Source organism: Undibacterium sp. TJN19 (assembly GCF_049339485.1).
Lineage (GTDB): Bacteria > Pseudomonadota > Gammaproteobacteria > Burkholderiales > Burkholderiaceae_D > Undibacterium.
The window spans coordinates 216,905-231,215 of record NZ_JBMPPL010000002.1 but is presented as its reverse complement, the minus strand read 5'-3'; the positions used below and the strand labels follow the sequence as shown (position 1 = coordinate 231,215).

11 protein-coding genes are annotated in these 14,311 nt (G+C 50.2%); 4 read left to right on the top strand and 7 right to left on the bottom strand.

Annotated features, from left to right (window positions below; all coding sequences use genetic code 11):
- Window positions 1–11: 11 nt before the first annotated feature.
- The 7 genes from nudB to ACO0LH_RS09255 all read right to left on the bottom strand — a co-directional run bounded on the left by nudB (window position 12) and on the right by ACO0LH_RS09255 (window position 6,590).
- The gene (gene nudB, locus ACO0LH_RS09285; protein WP_422940793.1) at window positions 12–455 is read right to left on the bottom strand and encodes a dihydroneopterin triphosphate diphosphatase; all 444 of its coding nucleotides are present in this window, start codon (window positions 453–455) and stop codon (window positions 12–14) included.
- 165 nt (window positions 456–620) lie between these two features.
- Window positions 621–1,112, bottom strand: coding sequence for a cache domain-containing protein (locus tag ACO0LH_RS09280; protein WP_422940792.1), 492 nt, complete (start codon window positions 1,110–1,112; stop codon window positions 621–623).
- Window positions 1,113–1,358: 246 nt separating this feature from the next.
- Entirely contained in the window at window positions 1,359–2,162 is an 804-nt protein-coding gene (locus tag ACO0LH_RS09275; protein WP_422940791.1) for a CsgG/HfaB family protein, read from the bottom strand.
- Between the two features lie 41 nt (window positions 2,163–2,203).
- Complete coding sequence (gene aspS / locus ACO0LH_RS09270) at window positions 2,204–4,006, bottom strand: aspartate--tRNA ligase (RefSeq protein WP_422940790.1); 1,803 nt, start codon at window positions 4,004–4,006, stop codon at window positions 2,204–2,206.
- A 61-nt stretch (window positions 4,007–4,067) separates the two neighbouring features.
- Entirely contained in the window at window positions 4,068–4,670 is a 603-nt protein-coding gene (locus ACO0LH_RS09265; protein WP_422940789.1) for a DUF502 domain-containing protein, read from the bottom strand.
- A 53-nt stretch (window positions 4,671–4,723) separates the two neighbouring features.
- Window positions 4,724–5,062, bottom strand: coding sequence for an FmdB family zinc ribbon protein (locus ACO0LH_RS09260; RefSeq protein WP_422940788.1), 339 nt, complete (start codon window positions 5,060–5,062; stop codon window positions 4,724–4,726).
- A gap of 103 nt (window positions 5,063–5,165) precedes the next feature.
- On the bottom strand, window positions 5,166–6,590 hold the full coding sequence (locus ACO0LH_RS09255; protein WP_422940787.1) for a sodium:solute symporter family protein: 1,425 nt from the start codon (window positions 6,588–6,590) through the stop codon (window positions 5,166–5,168).
- A gap of 349 nt (window positions 6,591–6,939) precedes the next feature.
- Between ACO0LH_RS09255 and ACO0LH_RS09250 the strand changes: the two genes are divergently transcribed.
- The 4 genes from ACO0LH_RS09250 to ACO0LH_RS09235 all read left to right on the top strand — a co-directional run bounded on the left by ACO0LH_RS09250 (window position 6,940) and on the right by ACO0LH_RS09235 (window position 14,269).
- The gene (locus tag ACO0LH_RS09250) at window positions 6,940–7,623 is read left to right on the top strand and encodes a Bax inhibitor-1/YccA family protein (protein WP_422940786.1); all 684 of its coding nucleotides are present in this window, start codon (window positions 6,940–6,942) and stop codon (window positions 7,621–7,623) included.
- Window positions 7,624–7,988: 365 nt separating this feature from the next.
- Complete coding sequence (locus ACO0LH_RS09245; RefSeq protein ID WP_422940785.1) at window positions 7,989–9,119, top strand: GNAT family N-acetyltransferase; 1,131 nt, start codon at window positions 7,989–7,991, stop codon at window positions 9,117–9,119.
- Between the two features lie 99 nt (window positions 9,120–9,218).
- Window positions 9,219–10,466 (top strand): exonuclease SbcCD subunit D C-terminal domain-containing protein, encoded by a 1,248-nt coding sequence (locus ACO0LH_RS09240; RefSeq protein WP_422940784.1) that lies wholly within the window; start codon window positions 9,219–9,221, stop codon window positions 10,464–10,466.
- The gene (locus ACO0LH_RS09235; protein ID WP_422940783.1) at window positions 10,463–14,269 is read left to right on the top strand and encodes an AAA family ATPase; all 3,807 of its coding nucleotides are present in this window, start codon (window positions 10,463–10,465) and stop codon (window positions 14,267–14,269) included. Before ACO0LH_RS09240 ends, ACO0LH_RS09235 begins: the two co-directional genes overlap by 4 nt.
- Window positions 14,270–14,311 lie beyond the last annotated feature (42 nt).

Here is a 14,311-nt window from a genome sequence, read left to right as displayed (position 1 = left end):
CTCTCTTCAGGTTAGGTAAGTTTGGGTAATTGCAATATGGCTTCGGCGTTGGAGGCAGAAAAACAGCGGTCTGCCGCGTCACGCCAGGGCAACCATTCATATTGCAAATGTTCACGTGGTGCCAGCGTTATGGGGACATCACGACTGACACGAAGGCCGAACACATGCTCCGTATTTTTTGTCACGCCAGGTGCATAACGATGTCGCCATACCGGGTAAATTTCATAGACGTTCACCAGTTGCCAGTCGCTTAAAGTGAACTTATCCGTATCAATACCAGTTTCTTCATGCACTTCACGACTGGCTGTTACCAGCAAGTTTTCTTCCAGTGTGTCTTTGGAGCCGGTAACGGATTGCCAGAAACCTTGCTTGTCAGCACGTTCCAGCAATAATACGTCGAGTGCTGGCGTATAAATAACAACGAGTACGGATTCAGGTATTTTATACAATTGCATGTTGGATCAGATAGCGCGATGCAGCATTTTCAAGAACACCATTCTAGCGCCTTTATGGAATTCATTTTTTATAGTTATACAAAGTAAATAAGCGCCAACCCCGCCATTGTCTGGCAGTTTGGCGCTTATCGAAAAAATATTGCCTGATTTTCGACTGTGAATGTACTATTTGGCGAAATAGGTACCCACGCAAATCATGCTGTCACCGGCTCCGCGCTCGCAATACGAACGTTTCAGTTCATACGTCTGCGTGGCAGGATTATTGAATTTATAGGGGCCGTACCAGCCTTTGGAGCTGGTTTTCACCATGTCTATCATGCCTTTGATGAAGGCGTTACCATCCACATCTTTCATAGTGATCAGGTTCTTCCCTACCATTTTGGCGTTAGCGCCTTGAGCCAGGCAGTTGCCCTCAAAATCATAGACGAATACATACAAGTCTTTTTCCTTGAAGGCGCCGTCGGGGTGATCGGTAAATACCTTGTGAGCTTTTTCTGCACCAGCTGATTTGACCAATGCCACTGCTTTTTTCACCATGTCCTGAGCTTCTGCCTCGGTCCCGTGTTCACCTGCTGCATGCGCCAGCGGTGTGCATAAAATCGTAATCACTGCCATAGCAGTGAAGCCGCACTTCTTCACATATGCAAAACCGTTCATTCTTTATCTCCTTTTCTGTGGTCACAGCTGCGCCATCCTGGCTACATCCCGATGCAAATAGTCTTTGCATGTTTCTTTATAGCAGCTTCATCAGCAATAAAACATAAAAGAAACAAGAGTTGACAACACATATCATGCTGCACTGCGATGCAATTTCTGTGAAATCCAGCAGCAAATAAAACAAAAGGGGCCTGCAATCGCAGACCCCTTTTCAAACTTTCATCTTGTCATCCCGGCTTAACGCACTTACTTGGTCGGCACAGCTGGCGGCAATTCTTTTTCCTGCAAATGTCTTACCTGCAGCACCAGTTTATTATGTGCGTCAAGAAAAGCAGCGACAATCACCTTGGCTTCGTTGGTATTGCTCCAGCCTGCACCAAAACCACCACCAGCAGCACCAAAACTCAGGCCGCCCATGCCAAGATCAGTCGATTTGGCAGAACCGGTGGCTGCTGCCAGCTGCTCTGTCGTTTCATTGTCAGTCAATAACAAGACAACCTGTGCCTCCTTGAAGCTGACCTTTTCTGCATAACCGGTGAAATTTCTCACAATGGGTATCATGCCCATGATGGCACCAATGCCGCCACCGGCCTTGCTTTCAGAAAAAGTCAGGCTGGGGGTAATGGTGTATTGCGCTTCATAGCCCTTGCCCTTGGCCACCGTGGAATTCTTGCGGATGATGCCTTGGTCTTTCAGTTCCTGTTCCTGTATGACGGCTTTCAGGCCTGAGGAACGGTCAACCACGCGGAAACAACCACTTTGCTGCGCCAGCAGGCGTATCAAAGGCACTGGCGATGAAGGCAGGTTGTACTGGCTGCTCATGGTGTAACCGTTCGGGTTTTCCACCAGAGACAGCGTCGCAACAGGTGCATCACACTTGACCAGGCTCTTGCTGGCCCCTTTGGCACCGGCGGGACCAGCCGCACCTGTCACTTCGGAAGAACCTTCACCGAGTTCGGTTTTCTTTTCTCCGCAACCAGCGAGAAACAAGCTTGTGCTTAACAATAAAAACAGCGCTTTCTTGCTACTACCTTGCATTGTCAAATTCATTGATGTTTCCCGCTTTGCAGATTAAAAACGATGCACCCAGATTACGCGATCTTTGGTTCAGCTGCACGCAGACGGATGTGCAGTTCACGCAATTGCTTTTCGTCGACTTCAGACGGTGCCTGCGTCAACAGACATTGGGCACGCTGTGTTTTCGGGAAAGCGATCACGTCACGAATGGATTCAGCACCTGTCATCATGGTGACGATACGGTCCAGACCGAAAGCCAGGCCACCATGTGGAGGCGCGCCGTATTGCAACGCATCCAGCAGGAAACCAAACTTCAATTGCGCTTCTGCATCATCAATCTTCAAGGCACGGAAGACTTTGCTTTGTACATCAGCACGGTGAATACGGACAGAACCGCCACCCAGTTCCCAACCGTTCAGAACCATGTCGTAGGCCTTGGCAATACATTTGCCCGGATCAGTTTCCATCAAATCTTCATGACCATCTTTTGGTGCCGTAAATGGGTGGTGAGTCGCTGTCCAGCGGTCGTTTTCTTCATCATGTTCAAACATCGGGAAGTCAACGACCCACAATGGCTTCCATACGTCGTCAAACAAGCCATTGCCTTTGCCGAATTCGCTATGGCCAACTTTGACGCGCAATGCGCCGATGGCGTCATTGACGACTTTGGCTTTGTCAGCACCGAAGAAAATCAGGTCGCCATCTTGTGCACCTGTGCGTTCCAGGATTTGTGCCAGAGCAGCATCATGGATGTTTTTGACGATAGGTGATTGCAAACCATCACGGCCCTGTGACTTGTTATTGACCTTGATGTAAGCCAGGCCTTTGGCACCATAGATACCGACGAACTGGGTATAGGCATCGATCTCTGCACGAGTGATGGCAGAACCACCAGGAACACGCAAACCAACGACACGGCCATTCACCATGTTGGCAGCACCGGCGAAGACTTTGAAATCCACGTCTTTCATGATGTCTGTCAATTCCGTGAATTGCAATTTGACGCGCATGTCTGGCTTGTCTGAACCATACAGGCCCATGGCTTCTGCGTATTCCATGACAGGGAAAGGGTTTGGCAGGTCGATGTCCAGCGTGTTTTTGAAGACCAGGCGTATCATGCCTTCAAACATATCGCGGATTTCCTGTTCATTCATGAACGAAGTTTCGCAATCGATCTGGGTAAATTCTGGCTGGCGGTCAGCACGCAAGTCTTCATCACGGAAGCATTTGGTGATCTGGTAGTAACGGTCAAAGTTGGCCACCATCAGCAATTGTTTGAACAATTGCGGGGATTGCGGCAAAGCAAAGAAGTTACCCGCATTGACGCGGGATGGCACCAGATAGTCACGTGCGCCTTCAGGCGTGGACTTGGTCAGCATCGGTGTTTCGATATCGATAAAGCCGTTCGCATCGAGGAACTTGCGTACTTCCATCGTTACTTTATAACGCAGGCGCAGGTTGTTTTGCATTTGCGGGCGGCGCAGATCCAGCACGCGATGGGTCAGGCGTGTGGTTTCAGAGAGGTTGTCGTCATCGAGCTGGAATGGTGGCGTAACGGAAGGATTCAAAACCTCGACATTATGCGCCAGCACTTCAATTTTGCCGGATTTCAGGTTGGCATTGCCAGTACCGTCTGGGCGATTGCGCACCAGACCAGTAATACGCAAACAGAATTCATTACGAACAGATTCAGCAGCTTTGAATACATCAGCGCGATCAGGATCGCAAACAACCTGCACCAGACCTTCGCGGTCACGCAAGTCAATAAAAATCACGCCGCCGTGATCGCGACGACGGTGCACCCAGCCACACAGGCTGACGGTTTGGCCGAGTAATTCCTCAGTAGTGAGGCCGCAGTAATGGGTACGCATGGACATATTTCTTACCTGTCTGTATTCAAAATTAAAAATGGTTTGATGCGGTGGGTAACCACATCATTTATTTGGTGGGGAGATGTTCGGGAGCCACCACGCCCATGGAAACAATATACTTCAGTGCAGCGTCAACGCTCATATCCAGTTCTATCGCCTGATCTTTCGGCAACATCAAAAAGAAGCCGGAAGTCGGGTTCGGTGTTGTCGGTATGTAGACGCTGACAAATTCACCCTTGAGATGATTGACCACATCACCACCCGGCACACCTGTCAAAAAGCCGATGGTCCAGCAATCACGGCGCGGATATTCGATCAGCACGGCCTTGCGAAAGGCATTGCCTGACGAAGAAAACAGGGTATCAGAAACCTGTTTTACACTGGAATAGATGGAACTGACAATGGGAATGCGTTGCAGCAGACTTTCCCAGGCCCTGACCACGTAATTGCCGATGAAGTTCTGTGCCAGCAAGCCAGTGACAAAAATAATCAACAAAGTCAGTATCGTGCCTATGCCCAATACTTTGACGCCGACCAGTTTTTCTGGCCGCCATTCAACTGGCAGCAATAGCAGAGACTGGTCCATGGTACTGATAACGGCATGCAGTACCCACAGCGTGATCGCCAGGGGAACTAAAATCAGCAAGCCGGTAATAAAGTATTTACGCATGGTAATCAATTCAATCTTGGTGAAAGCGACAATAACGGGCTGGTTAACAACGATCAGGCGGCCTTATTGCCATCTGATGGTGTACTCGCAGCAGATGACGGCGACGCAGTCACTGTAGGCCCTGCAGTAGAACCCGATTCCGCTGCTGGCGCAGACGCCGCAGCTTCGCCAGCAGGTTCAGCCGCCGGTGTAGTACCAGTCCCGCCGCTACCGCCCCTGAAATCGGTGACATACCAGCCAGAGCCTTTCAATTGAAAGCCCGCGGCAGTGACCTGTTTCTTAAATGAGGCTTTGCCGCAAGTAGGACAAACGCTGAGCGGATCATCGGAAATCTTTTGCAAGACATCTTTGGCAAAACCACATTCTTCGCAACGGTAAGCATAAATCGGCATAATCTTGCCCCAAAAATCTGATAAAACCCTGAATTATAAAGGTTTTTCACCAGAATTTGCGCACTGCATCAGACTAAGTGGCTGTGCGGGTGCGGCGCGGCCATCAGACCGGGACTTTCTTTGCAGTATATTGCGGCAGCAAAGACCCGGCTATCATGCCAGCCATACTCATGAGAACGCCGACCAGTTGTGGCGGCCACAGGCCATCAGGCAGATACACCTCCAAAGCCACCCATGAACCTATACCCAGCAGGATAGATGCCAGGCCACCCTGTGTCGTAGCGGGTTTCCAGTACAGGCCAAAGGCCAGGGGCACGAAGGCAGCTACCAGGGTGACCTTATAGGCGTTTTCCACCATTTTATAGATGCTTGATTCCGTATTCATGGCAAACAGGGTAATGATGACGGTAAATACCAGCACCACACCACGCATCATGCGCAAAAATTCCTTGTCACTTTGCTTGGGAAAGAAGGGTTTCAGAATATTTTCTGAAAATGTAACCGATGGCGCAAGCAAAGTTGCACTTGCGCAACTTTTGATCGCCGACAACAAAGCACCGAAAAACATCACCTGCGCCAGCATGGGCACCTTGGTCATGATCAGGGTAGGCAAGATCAGTTGTGAATCCTTGTCGATCAGACTTTCCACCATTTTGGGATCGATCAATGTTGCCGAATAAGCCAGGAACATGGGGATGAATGCAAAGCAAAAATACAATACGCCGCCCAGCACTGATGCATTACCGGCAATTTTTTCATTTTTGGATGAGGCAACGCGCTGGAATACGTCTTGCTGGGGAATCGACCCCAGCATCATGGTAATCCAGGCGGCGAAGAACCATAAAGATTCCTTGGCGGTGGGCGAAGGCCAGAATTCCAGTTTGCCTGCGTTGGCCGCATGCTCGATGACCACTTTGGCACCGCCCACCATGCCTGACACTTCCCAGCCTATGTATAACATGCCGACTACGATGATGATCATTTGCAAAAAGTCAGTAATGGCAACTGACCACATACCGCCCATCAGGGTGTAGATCAGTACGCTGCCGGCACCTATCATCATGCCGACATCCATAGGAATATAACCACCAGATACCACGCTGAACACCAGGCCAAGCGCCTTGATCTGCGCGGCTACCCAGCCCAGGTAAGACACGACGATACACAATGTCACCAGCACTTCTACGGTGCGGCCAAACTTGTTACGGTAATAATCGCCAATGGTCAGCAAGTTCATGCGGTAAAGCGGGCGGGCGAAAAACAGGCCGACAAAGATCAGACACAGGGAAGAACCAAAAGGATCGGCAACCACGCCCTTCAGGCCATCCTTGACGAAAGTGGACGAGATGCCCAATACGGTTTCCGAACCAAACCAGGTCGCAAATACCGTCGCAGTTACTACATACATAGGCAATGAACGCCCAGCCACTGCATAGTCCTTGGAGTTATTCACATAACGGGCAGCGTACAGGCCGATGCCGACAGAAATGACCCAGTACAGGATGACAAACCAGATTAAAGTATTCATGGGGGGAGGCGTGCGTTGAAATAAATAAAAAACCCGCTTTTTTGCTGCGGGCATTATAGACGTAAGTTACACGAAGTCTGCGCAAGAAACGGGCAATTTTCAAATTTGAACTGTGGTTAATTGCTCAAAAACCGACAAAAAATGCTTCCGTGGCAGAAAAATCCGTCATGTCCAGACCTGTATCTCAAAAAAACGTCGCTTCAGGTTTGAAACACTTTGAAACATGAATTTGTCTGCCTTACCCAATTATTATAAAATCATTACAGACTTGCATTTTTTGCAGGTTTCATTCATCACAGCCATTAAGCTGTCTTCAGCTCATTCTGGCGCATTTAAGATAGGGACATCCATGGAACTGGCAAGCACCCAACAACAAGGCTACGGTCCGGCGCGTGAGCGCTTTATCAGCAAGACTTTTAATCATCTTGGTGCGGCGCTTCTGGCGTTCGTAGCGATTGAAGTTATTTTATTTAAATCCGGCGTTGCTGAAGGCATTGCCAAAACCATGCTGGGCCTGCCCTGGCTGCTCATCATCGGCGCATTCACCCTATTGGGATGGCTGGCTTCGCGCACTGCGCATACCGTCGAAAGTCTGCCGGTTCAATATGCGGCTTTAGGTGCCTACATCTTCCTGGAATCCATTTTTTTCGTACCAATGTTTTACATCGCGGATAAATTCGCCCCCGGCGCCATCGCCAATGCAGGTTTGATCACGGTACTGGGAACCATAGGCCTGGTCGCTATCGTCTACACTTCCCGCAAGGATTTTTCTTTTTTGGGTGCGATACTCAAATGGGGTGGTCTGCTGGCTTTGGCATTAATAGTCTGTAGTGCAATTTTTGGCTTCAAGCTCGGTATATTCTTCGATGTCGTGATGATAGGCTTCGCTGGTGCGGCAATTTTGTATGACACATCAAATGTCATCCATCATTATCCTGAAGACCGCTATGTCGGCGCGGCACTGGAATTGTTCGCGTCCGTTGCGCTCATGCTCTGGTATGTCTTGCGTCTTTTGATCAGCCTGCGTGATTAATTGACAGTATCTGACCATGCGCCTGGCCAGCCGTTTAAAACGGCGCATGGTTTTCATCTCCCTTCTTTGTACCGACTTGATCACCTTGGTCTAGATCCTGCCTGATACCTGTTAACAGCAATTCTTATATACATATGCAAGGACACCTGCAAAAAAAAAGCAGGCAGGTAATGCCACAATGCCAATATGGCACTATTATCCGCATATCAGATTCAGCGCCGATCAATCATCTGCTTGCATTTTCCGCAGTTGCATGGCATAAACGCCGACTTGAATACAGGAAACTTGCATCAAAGCCTAGTATTTAAGCTGTCGTCATCGGGGAAGACAGCCTTCAGGTTTGCGCAACGCCCACTATCTCATAGATGTCAAATTTAGAAAAAATTGTTCTTACCACTGAAGCAGAGTTCGATGCCCTGGCGGTATCGTGGCGCGCACTGGAAAATCAGGTTTCCAATTTATTGCCGTTCCAGACTTATGACTGGAACCGTATCTGGTGGAAGATTTTTTCTGATTCATCATTGTTCCATAAAGATGAGCTGGCAATTTGCGCCTTGCGTGATGGCGAACAATTACTCGCCGTCATGCCATTGACGAACACCCATGTTGGCTTGCACAGCCTGTTTGTTTACCGTTACGTACGCCCGTTTGGTGCTGACCCCAACCTGACAGAAATCCGCATCCCACTGGCGCTGCCAGGGCATACGAAAACTATTTTGCAATTATGGGAAGACCTGGCGAAACAGGAAACCTTTGGTTTAACTGAATTTCAAGTTATCCATACGAAAGCACAGGTTGATCATTTTCTGGCAAACAACGCTGCCGTTTTTCCGCTGGAAGAACGCGCCATCCCAAATTACATCCTGCATCTGGACAGCGACTGGCCGAACTTCAAGGCGGGCCTGAAACGCAATATCAAAGAATCCTTGCGCCATTGTTATAACTCCCTGACCAGGGATGGCTTGCAAGCCCGGCTTCAGGTGCTGCAAGGTGTGGCAGCAAGAGAAAGGCTGGAGGATTTTTTTGCATTGCATGCAGCCAGGGCCGCGGCTACCGACACCATTGAACATCCCGATTATTTCGCTACGCCACAACACCGTGACTTTTTGCGTGCCTTGCTGGAAACAGGTTTTATCGACAAAACCCGTCTTTTTTGCCTGGAGCTGGACGGCAAAATCGTCGCCATGCGCCTGGCATTTGATATGGGCGACGAACTGTATCTGTATTATTCGGGCTATGACATGGCTTACGCCAGATATAGTGTCATGACCACCCTGGTCGCTGAAATCATACAATGGGCGATTCAGCAAAAGCATAAGCGCATCAACCTGTCGGTTGGTGACGATGTCTCCAAAACCCGCTGGGGGCCTGCGCTGACGGAATATGTTGAATATCAGTGCGTGAAGAACAATAGCTGGCGCAGAAACCTTGGCAGCGCCATGTTGAAGATGCGCAAACTGCGCAGAAATTGGGCCGGGCAAAAGTCCGCGCAATAAACGTAGCTCAGCGCGCTGAGAGCAAGTTTCATCCCCCTTTAAAAACGGTTACACTTGCCTTGCTCTACTATCTGTACCTGCACAGGCTAAGGACTTCACTTGCGTTTCATTCACACTTCCGACTGGCACCTTGGACAAACCTTGCATGGTGCCGAGCGTGGCCTTGAACATCAGCATTTCCTTGACTGGCTGATCAATACGCTGGAAGAACAGCAAGCCGACGCTTTACTGATCGCAGGCGACGTGTTCGACAATGCGAATCCTTCAGCGACTTCACAAAAACAGTTTTACCGGTTTTTGCAACAAGCCAAAGCGCGCCTGCCAGAGCTGGATATCGTCATCATTGCAGGGAATCACGATTCACCCGGCAGACTGGAAGCGCCAGGCCCTTTGCTAAATGGAATGGGTGTCAGCGTCGTCGGTATGGTACCCCGTCACGCCGATGGCAGCATCAATGTGTCAGGCATGGTGCTACCTTTACGTCGGAACAATGAAGTTGTGGCCTGGTGCCTGGCCTTACCTTTCTTGCGTCCTGGTGATGTACCCAAGGTGGAAAACGCCAGCGATGCTTACATGGCAGGTATCGCCCAGCTGTATAAAGACGTGTGCGAGCATGCTGTCAAGCTGCGCCAACCGGGCCAGGCCATTATCGCCATGGGCCATTGTCATATGGTGGGTGGTGAAATTTCTGAAGATTCTGAGCGCCGCATCATCATCGGTGGGACCGAGGCACTATCCGCCAGCATATTCGACGATCAGATTACTTATGCCGCCCTCGGACATTTGCATCTCGCACAAAAAGTCGGCAAGCAAGCGCATTTGCGTTACTGCGGCAGCCCTCTGCCTCTGTCTTTTTCTGAAGTTGATTATCAACACCAGGTTTTAAGTGTGGATATCAAGGACGAACAACTGGAACTCATAACACCATTATACGTGCCGAGATCAGTGCAACTATTGCGCATTCCCAGGCAAGCCGCACCCTTACCTGCCGTACTCGATGCACTTGACGGCCTTGATCTGACCAGCATCACGGATGCCAGCAAAGGCGCGCAATATGATCCCTATCTTGAAGTCAGGGTCAGGCTGGATGCACCAGAACCTGGTCTGCGCACGCGCATAGAAAGCTATTTAGAAGGCAAGCCCTTGCGTCTTTTAAAGATAGATCCACATTATCCCGGCAAAACGCAGGATGATCATAGCGACGAGGCGGCAACCCAGGACACGCTGGACCGCTTGCAACCAGAAGATATCTTCCGCCGTCTGTATCAAGGCAAATATCAGCAGGATGCCTCAGCCGAACTGCTGCATGCTTTTGGCGAACTGTTACATGCCAGGGATGAGCAATGAAGATACTCGCCATACGCGGCAAGAACCTGGCATCACTGGCAGGCGAATTTGCCGTCGATTTCACGCAAGAACCCTTGCAGTCCGCCGGTTTGTTCGCCATCAGCGGCCCCACCGGTGCAGGCAAGAGCACGCTGCTTGATGCCTTGTGCATGGCCTTGTATGAAAACACACCACGTCTGATCAAAGCAGGTACAACCAAACTACCAGATGGTGACGATGCCGTTACCCAGCAAAATACGGGCAACCTGCTACGACGCGGTACTGGAGAAGGTTATGCCGAGGTCGATTTCGTCGGTACCGATGGCAATGCATATCGCTCAAGATGGAGTGTGCGCCGTTCACGCGATAAAGCAACCGGCATCTTGCAAACACCTACATTAAAGCTATACCAGTTGCCGCAATTACAGCCCATAGAAGGTGGGAAAGCCGAGATCAAGGAAGAAATAGTCAAACGAATTGGCCTCAAATTTGAACAATTCACCCGCGCTGTCCTGCTGGCACAAAACGAGTTTTCCAGCTTTTTAAAAACCGATGACAATGACCGTGGCGAGCTGCTGGAAACCCTGACTGGCAGTGACATCTATGGCCAGATTTCACAACGTGCCTTTGCCCGTGCAAAACTGGAACGCGAAGCTCTGGAGCGTTTTCACGTGCGTCTGGCAGACAATAAACCGCTCAGTATAGAAGATCGCACACAACTCGAGAGTGATCTCGATATCAGCAAAACCCGGCTACACCAACTCGATGCGCAATTGTCTGAATTGCAGATACACCTGCGCTGGCATGCTGACGACAGCAGGCTGACGAACAGCGAGCACGCAGCGCAGCAGCAATTACATATCCATGAGCAAGAGCAGGCCGTCGCTACACCCAGAAAAATCCATCTGCAAGAAGTAGAAAGCGTGCAGGCAGCACGTCCTTTAGTGGCAGAACTGGAACGGCTGCAACAAGTCATCAGTCAAGGTCAGTCAGACATCGCCACTGCCCACAACAACATACAGACAGGCACTATCAACGCGCAAGAAATATACGTACGTCTGACGCTAGCGCAGCAACAGCTGCAGCAAGCCGAACACGCCTTGCGCGAAGCCAGCCCCTTGCTTGATACCGCCAAGGCCCTGGACAGCAGCCTCATTATCTTGCGCAGTAACTGGCAGTCAGCACAAGAAACCCGGATGCAGACAGAACAGGCATTAACGGCAACGCGGCAACAACACAAGGCGAAACAAGCTGACCTGGCACAACTGCAAAAGAAGCAGCAAGACCTGCAAGCATGGCTCACCCAACATGCAGGCCTGCAAAGCCTGGCCGACAACTGGACGGCATGGGAATTATTATTGAAGCAGGCAGCAAGCGCTAAAAGAGACCGCAGTTATCAGCAGCAAAGCATACAGGATTGGCAAAAGCAAAAAGACAGCCAAGAGCAATTATTGGTCGAGCGCGCGCAATTACTGGAAGTCAGCCAGCAAAATTGGGAGCTGGCAAACAGACTGTGGGAAGACAGCACAAAAAAGCTGGCGCAATTCGACCCAATTACCTTGCACAATCAAAGGGAGATACTTGATCAAAGGCGTGAAGTGCTGGGTACTGCCATGAATTTGCACAGACAAATACGTGAACAGTCGCAGCGTCAGCAATCTTTGCAAGACCAACAACAAGCTTGTCAGTTGAGCATGCTGGGCGCAGACAAGAGCATCGCTCAGATTCAGGCACGATTACCCGGTTTGATTGGCGCAAAAGAACAGGCAGAAAAAAGTCTGCAACTGACTCAGGCAGCCTGTCATGCCAATGTAGAAAGCTTGCGTGAAACCCTGCAAGATGAACAAGCCTGCCCGGTCTGCGGCGCCACGGATCACCCATACAAGACGGGCAATCCACAATTGCATGCTTTGCTCGCTCAATTGCAAGACGAATTCAGGCAATGCCAGTTGGCAGAACAGGAAAGCCGGCAACTGATGGCAACAGTCACTGCTGAGAGCAAGCAATATCATCAGCAACTTAAGCAGTTGACGCAAGATTTCAAGGCATTGCAGGAACAACAGCAATCCACTGATGCCATCTGGCATGCAGAAGATATTGCCATTGAAATAGCGGCTCAGAAAATCGAAGCTGACCAGGTCAGTCACTGGCTGGAACAGCAACAGGCTGAACTGCAAAAGCAGTTACATCATGCGCATAAGACTGAGCAAGCCTGTCAACTGGCAACACAAGCCAGAGATCAGGCCCAGGTTAATAGCGAAAAGGCACGTCGTACCCTGCAAGAACACAAAGATACTCACACTACCCTAGCCCACGCAGCAGAGAAAATCACTACGGCACTGACTCAAAGCACAGAAAAAGAACAAGAAGCGCGGCAAAAACTGGACGAAGCACTGGATCAGTTACAGCCCGCCTTTGCTGCGCAATCAGAGGACAGCGTCAGCTGGCGCGATAACTGGCATGTATCACCGATAGAATTCCAGAACCGGTGCGCAGTGCATGTGCAACAGTGGCAGAGTCAACAACTTGCCTACAACCAAAGTGGCGAGCAACTGGTGAAACTGCAAATAGAAGCGGACAAACTGCAGTTACAGGCACAACAGCTCGAAGAACGATTGGTAGTTGAAAATAAACGTTACCTGATAGCAGATACAGAATTAAAACAGCAGCAAGCCAAGCGTCAAGGCTTATTTCAGGGACGCGCCATCGCCGACCTGGAAGCGCAATTCAGCCAGACCATCAGTCAGGCCAGATTATCACTGCAAACCCATCTGCAAACACATGACGAGATACGCCAGCAACTGGCGCGCCTCCATGAAGCGCAAGAGCAGATCGGCAAGCGAATCATTCAGCAAAAAGATGATCAGCAACAGACGCAGGAAAAACTGCGCGCATGGATAGCCCAACAGCAAGTCATAACCAAGCTTGACGAGACACAATTACATGAGTTGTTACTACACACGCAGGCGTGGATACAAGAAGAACGCCAGGCCATGCAATTTATTGCCAGCACGGTCGAGCAGGCTGCAACTGTCCTGCGTGAACGCAGTCAGCAAAGGCAGGCGCATTTGCTGCAACGCCCTGCTGCTCCAGGCTTTGTTGACGTTGATATCAAACCTGATGAAACCCAGGGAGAAACCCGGATCGCAGCGCCTGAAATAGACGAGACCGCTCATCTGCAATCCCTGTCAAATCATTTGAATGGGCAACGCCAACAAGCCCAGCAAGAATACAGCCGCCATCAACTTGCTTTGGCACAGGACGAAGCACGGCATCAACAAGCCAAAAACCTGATTGCCGACATGCAGCAGCAGGAAGCCCTCACACGACTGTGGGCGCAAATGAATGAATTGATAGGCGCAGCAGATGGCAAAAAATTCCGCAACTATGCCCAGCAAATCACACTGGATGTCTTGCTGGCCTATGCCAATCAGCACCTGCACCAGCTATCACGCCGTTATCGCTTGCAACGTGTGGCTGATACGCTGGCATTGATGGTCATTGATCAGGACATGGGTGATGAACAGCGTTCTGTGCATTCACTGTCTGGCGGCGAATCCTTCCTGGTGTCGCTGGCGCTGGCACTGGGTCTGGCGTCGCTATCGAGTAACCGCATCAAGGTAGAATCTCTGTTCATCGATGAAGGTTTCGGCAGTCTCGACGCCGACACCCTGCGCATTGCGATGGACGCACTCGACAGCCTGCAAGCCCAGGGCCGCAAGGTAGGTGTCATTTCTCATGTGCAGGAAATGACGGAGCGTATATCGACACGGATTCAGGTTCAGCGAGTAGCCGGAGGAAGCAGTCTGGTACAAGTAGCTTAAAATCCGCCCTCACTCAATTGATTGATCATTAGTAAAAGAAAG

Excerpts from the sequence above, each read along its gene's own strand:
- nudB (WP_422940793.1), bottom strand. The coding sequence starts at position 455 with ATGCAATTGTATAAAATACCTGAATCCGTACTCGTTGTTATTTATACG.
- ACO0LH_RS09280 (WP_422940792.1), bottom strand. The coding sequence starts at position 1,112 with ATGAACGGTTTTGCATATGTGAAGAAGTGCGGCTTCACTGCTATGGCA.
- ACO0LH_RS09275 (WP_422940791.1), bottom strand. The coding sequence starts at position 2,162 with ATGAATTTGACAATGCAAGGTAGTAGCAAGAAAGCGCTGTTTTTATTG.
- aspS (WP_422940790.1), bottom strand. The coding sequence starts at position 4,006 with ATGTCCATGCGTACCCATTACTGCGGCCTCACTACTGAGGAATTACTC.
- ACO0LH_RS09265 (WP_422940789.1), bottom strand. The coding sequence starts at position 4,670 with ATGCGTAAATACTTTATTACCGGCTTGCTGATTTTAGTTCCCCTGGCG.
- ACO0LH_RS09260 (WP_422940788.1), bottom strand. The coding sequence starts at position 5,062 with ATGCCGATTTATGCTTACCGTTGCGAAGAATGTGGTTTTGCCAAAGAT.
- ACO0LH_RS09255 (WP_422940787.1), bottom strand. The coding sequence starts at position 6,590 with ATGAATACTTTAATCTGGTTTGTCATCCTGTACTGGGTCATTTCTGTC.
- ACO0LH_RS09250 (WP_422940786.1), top strand. The coding sequence starts at position 6,940 with ATGGAACTGGCAAGCACCCAACAACAAGGCTACGGTCCGGCGCGTGAG.
- ACO0LH_RS09245 (WP_422940785.1), top strand. The coding sequence starts at position 7,989 with ATGTCAAATTTAGAAAAAATTGTTCTTACCACTGAAGCAGAGTTCGAT.
- ACO0LH_RS09235 (WP_422940783.1), top strand. The coding sequence starts at position 10,463 with ATGAAGATACTCGCCATACGCGGCAAGAACCTGGCATCACTGGCAGGC.